Below are 4,284 nucleotides of genomic sequence, written 5' to 3' on the forward strand. Positions count from 1 at the left end.
CTGCGGGAACGGGTACCACGTCGCCGGGGGTCTCCGGGCGTCCCCGGATGGCTACCTCTACGCCACCGACGGCGAGAACGGCCTGGCCACCGACTATCCGCAGCAACTCGGGCGGCTCGAGGGCAAGATGATCCGCATCAACCTCGACGGCACGATCCCCGCCAGCAACCCCTTCGTGGGCACCCCGGGCGCGCGAACCGAGATCTACCATCGCGGCCTTCGCAATCCGTTCCGCTTCGCGATCCATCCCTTGACGTATCGGCCGTTCATCAACGACGTGGGCTCGAATGGTCTCATGAAGTCGCGCGAAGAGATCAACACCGGGGCGCCTGGATCCAACTTCGGTTGGCCGACCTACGAGGGCTTCGATGGCGGGAGCCCGCCCCCGGCTGGCTTCACCAATCCCCTCTATGCCTATGTGACGAATGCCGACGGGGGCGCAGCGATCACGGGATCCACCTTCTATACAGGTCCCGGCTTTCCTGCGGGCTACACCAACAACCTCTTCTTCCTCGACCACGTCCGAGGGAGGATGGGCCGCATGGTCCTGGACGCCCAGGGCAACGTGGTGAGCGTCAACGAGACCTGGGGCCTCACCAACAGCCAGGGCTGGGGCCCTGGACCCGTCGATCTCTGTCAGGGTCCCGACGGCGCCCTGTATTACTCGCAGTTCACACCGGCCTCGGTGCGCCGCGTCGCGTACACGAGCACGGTCGGGGTCGGCGGACCGCCGGAGCCCATGGGAATCGCCCTCACGGCCGCGCCCAATCCCTTCTCCACCACGACCCGCATCCAGCTCCGGATCACCGAGCCGGGGCCGGTCCACGTCCAGCTCTACGACATCGGCGGCCGGCGGATTCGCGTGCTGGTGGACGGCCCGCTCCAGGCCGGAGAGCACAGCTTCGAATGGGACGGACGTGACGAGTCGGGGAACACGATGCCGGCGGGCGTCTACCTCGCCCGCATGGATACGGAGCAGGAGATGCTGACCGCGCGGATCCTACTGACCCGCTGAGACGGGCTTCGAGCTCTCGAGCAGCTCCGCGAGATACGGCTTCCAGAACACCGCCCAGGTGTGGGTGCCGTGTCCGCGCGTCCGATCGCTCGCGGGAACGAGCACGAAGCGCCCGCGGCGCACTCGCTTGATCTCGCGCTCCGCGATGCCGAGCTCGGGCGGGTTGATGAAGTCGTCCGCCGAGTTCACGAACATGACCGGCGCCTTGATGGCCTCGAGCCTGGGCGCGGGATCGTAGTGGCGGGAGGCCTCGACCTGGTAGATGAGGTCGTTGGCGTCCGTGGTCTTCATGCGATTCTCGGTCTGGGCCGCCAGATAGCGATCCACCGAATCGCGCGCGGCCAGCGTCTTCTGCTGGTACGCCGGCGCGCTGCCCGCGATCAGGAGCAGGTCGATGGCGGTGCGCAGCCCCGCCTTCGGCGGCGAGGTGTACTCGCCTCCTTTCCACTCCGGATCCTCGCGGATCGCCTCGACCAGCATGCGGCGCCACAGGCGATTGCGTCCCACGATCCCGACCGGCAGGCAGGCGAGCGGCATGAGCGCGTCCATGAAGTCGGGATGAGACTCGCCCCACACCCAGGTGTGCATCCCTCCCATCGAGGTGCCCATCACGAGCCGCAGATGGCGAACGCCGAGGTGCTCGGTGAGGAGCCGGCGCTGCGCTTCGACCATGTCGTCGTAGTCGTAGCGAGGAAAGCGCATGCGGAGGCCGTCGCTCGGCTTGCTCGAGCGGCCGTGCCCGATGCCGTCGGGCAGGATGACGTACCACCGGGTGGTATCGAGGGGCGCGCCGGCGCCGTACAGCTCGTCGGCGAACGATCGCGACAAGAACTGCCGCCCGCTCCCGCCGGTGCCGTGAAGGACGAGGATGCCGTTGGTGACGTTGCCATTGGCATCGCGCCGTGGCGAGCCAATGGTGAGGTAGTGAAGGCGCAGCTCGGGCAGCTTCTCCCCGGAGCGAAAGACGAAGTTGCGAACCACGTAGTCGCCTTCGGCGGCAAGGACCGGCGCCGCCCACGCGTGGCCGATGACGGCCGCCCAGACGATCCAGGAGCAGATCTTCGTCGCCATTCTCACGCGCGCATTCTAGCAGCCGCTTCGTCTCGATCCGCTAGACTGCGTCGATGACTCCCTCGGACCCTGCCGACGCCATCGCTCCGCTCGTCCCGCTCATGCGGCCCGATGCCGCACGCTTCAGCTTTCCCGAGAACTTCATGTGGGGCTCCAGCACCTCGGCGCACCAGGTCGAAGGCGGCAACGACAACGACTGGACCGCATGGGAGGAGCAGGGAAAGGTCGCGGTCCGCACCGGGATCGCGTGCGACCACTACCGGCGCTTCCAGAGCGACTTCGACCTGGCGCGGGACATCGCGCACAACGCTCACCGCTTCTCGCTCGAGTGGAGCCGCATCGAGCCCGAGGAAGGCCGCTTCTCGGACGAGGCGCTGCAGCACTACCGCGAAAGGCTCCTGGCGCTCCACGCGCGCGGCCTCGAGCCGGTGGTCACCATCCACCACTACACGTTTCCGCGCTGGCTGGCTGCCAAGGGCGGCTGGGAGTGCGGCGAGATCGAGCGGCTCTATGAGCGTTACGTGGAGCGCGTCGTCGACGCCTATGGCGACCTGGTCCGCTGGTGGATCACCCTCAACGAGCCGGTGGTGCAGGCCTTCAAAGGCTGGATCGTCGGCCAGTGGCCCCCCGGGCGGGTGAGCGATTACCCGCGCGGGCTCCAGGCGGTGCGACGGATGCTGCGGTCGCACGTTCTGGCGTATCGGGCGATCCACCACCGCCGGCCCGCCGCCATGGTGAGCGTCGCTCAGCACTGCCTCGCGCTGACGCCGAACCATCCGCACAATCCCTTCGACTGGATCTCGACCCGGACGCGCGGCTTCCTCTTCAACCACCTGTTCCTCGACGCGCTGCAATCGGGCCGTCTGGCGATCCCGGGCGAGTTCTTCGAGCGCCTGCCCTTCGGCAGCACGCTCGACTTCATCGGCATCAACTACTACACGCGCGATTTCGTGCGGAATACCGGCTTCGACTGGCCGGGATTGGTCGGACGTTCCGGGACGCTCGAGAACGAGCGGCGCATCGGCAAGCGCAACGACCTGGGCTGGGAGGTCTTTCCGGAAGGGCTCGGGCACTTCCTGCGCAGCTTCCATCGTTACCGTCTGCCCATCCTCATCACCGAGAACGGCACGCCCGCGGTCGACGAGGACGATCGCTGGGGCTTCATCTATCTGCATCTGTGGCAGGTGATGCGCGCCATGGCCAGGGGCATTCCGGTGATCGGCTATCTCTACTGGTCGCTGCTCGACAACTACGAATGGACCGACGGCTACACCGCTCGCTTCGGCCTGGTTGGCGTGAACTTCCAGACCCAGGCCCGGATCGTGCGGCCGAGCGCGCGCTGGCTGGCGGACGTGATCCGCAAGCGCTCCCTTTGACACCCACCGCCGACTGGCTTCGAGGAGACTCCTTTGAACGAGACGCAGCAGTTCCTGCGGCACGCGACCGCCACTCTCGCCTATCGCGGCGCCAAGACGCTGCGCGGCGCGCCCCCCGAGTTCGCGCACTTCAAGGCGGGGCCCACCACGAGGACGCCGCTCGAGCTGCTGGCTCACATCGGGGACTTGCTCGAGGTCTCGGCGGCGCGCCTGCGCGGTCCCGCGCAGTGGGACCCCAAGCCGCCCGACACCTGGGAGAAGCAGGTGGCGCGCTTCCATCGAGCACTCGCCGCGATCGACCAGGCGCTGGCTTCGGACGTGACGAGCGACGTGGACCTCCAGCGCTGGTACCAGGGGCCATTCGCCGACGCGCTCACCCACGTCGGCCAGCTCGCCATGCTGCGCCGGCTTTCAGGGCATCCGATGAAGGGCGAGGCGTACTTCTACGCCCCGATCGAGGCCGGTCGCGTGGGAGCGGAACAGAGGGCGACCGATCCGAAATACGAGTTCGACTGAGGTCCACGAGCCCGCGGGTCTTGAGCGCCGAGATCGACGACTTCATGATCGTCCCACGCTCGCGCCCAGGGTGAGGAGAAGCTCGTCCAGTTGCGCGAACGTCTCGACCATCGCATCCGCCGCCCCGGTGCCGGCAGCGTCGAGAGCTTCCTTCGAGGAATAGATCTCGTGCAGGACCAGCAGCGTCTTGCCACCCTTGTCCTCGAATGTCACCGTGGTGACAGGACCACCCTCACCACCTTCCTCATTGGTCCACACGAGGCGCGAGTGCGGTGTCACTTCGAGGTACGTGCCGAAGAACGCCAT

Annotated in this window: 5 protein-coding genes; 3 read left to right on the forward strand and 2 right to left on the reverse strand. The window is 67.3% G+C overall.

Going from position 1 to position 4,284, the window contains the following annotated elements:
* Positions 1-1,015: PQQ-dependent sugar dehydrogenase (locus tag VFQ05_07530; GenBank protein ID HET9326605.1), on the forward strand; the 1,015-nt coding region annotated here is incomplete at its 5' end.
* Here the strand turns inward: VFQ05_07530 and VFQ05_07535 are convergent.
* A complete protein-coding gene (locus VFQ05_07535; protein ID HET9326606.1) occupies positions 1,001-2,086 on the reverse strand; it encodes an alpha/beta fold hydrolase in 1,086 nt (361 codons plus the stop codon). The two genes, VFQ05_07530 and VFQ05_07535, sit on opposite strands and share 15 nt — an antisense overlap.
* 53 nt (positions 2,087-2,139) lie before the next feature.
* On the opposite strand from VFQ05_07535, the gene VFQ05_07540 reads away from it, so the two are divergent.
* Both VFQ05_07540 and VFQ05_07545 read left to right on the forward strand, forming a co-directional pair.
* On the forward strand, positions 2,140-3,462 hold the full coding sequence (locus VFQ05_07540) for a glycoside hydrolase family 1 protein (protein ID HET9326607.1): 1,323 nt from the start codon (positions 2,140-2,142) through the stop codon (positions 3,460-3,462).
* A gap of 33 nt (positions 3,463-3,495) precedes the next feature.
* Positions 3,496-3,978, forward strand: a complete 483-nt coding sequence (locus VFQ05_07545; protein HET9326608.1) for a DinB family protein — start codon at positions 3,496-3,498, stop codon at positions 3,976-3,978.
* 42 nt (positions 3,979-4,020) lie between these two features.
* Here the strand turns inward: VFQ05_07545 and VFQ05_07550 are convergent.
* Positions 4,021-4,284: SRPBCC domain-containing protein (locus VFQ05_07550; GenBank protein ID HET9326609.1), on the reverse strand; the 264-nt coding region annotated here is incomplete at its 5' end.

Source organism: Candidatus Eisenbacteria bacterium, assembly GCA_035712145.1.
Taxonomy (GTDB): Bacteria; Eisenbacteria; RBG-16-71-46; order RBG-16-71-46; family RBG-16-71-46; genus DASTBI01.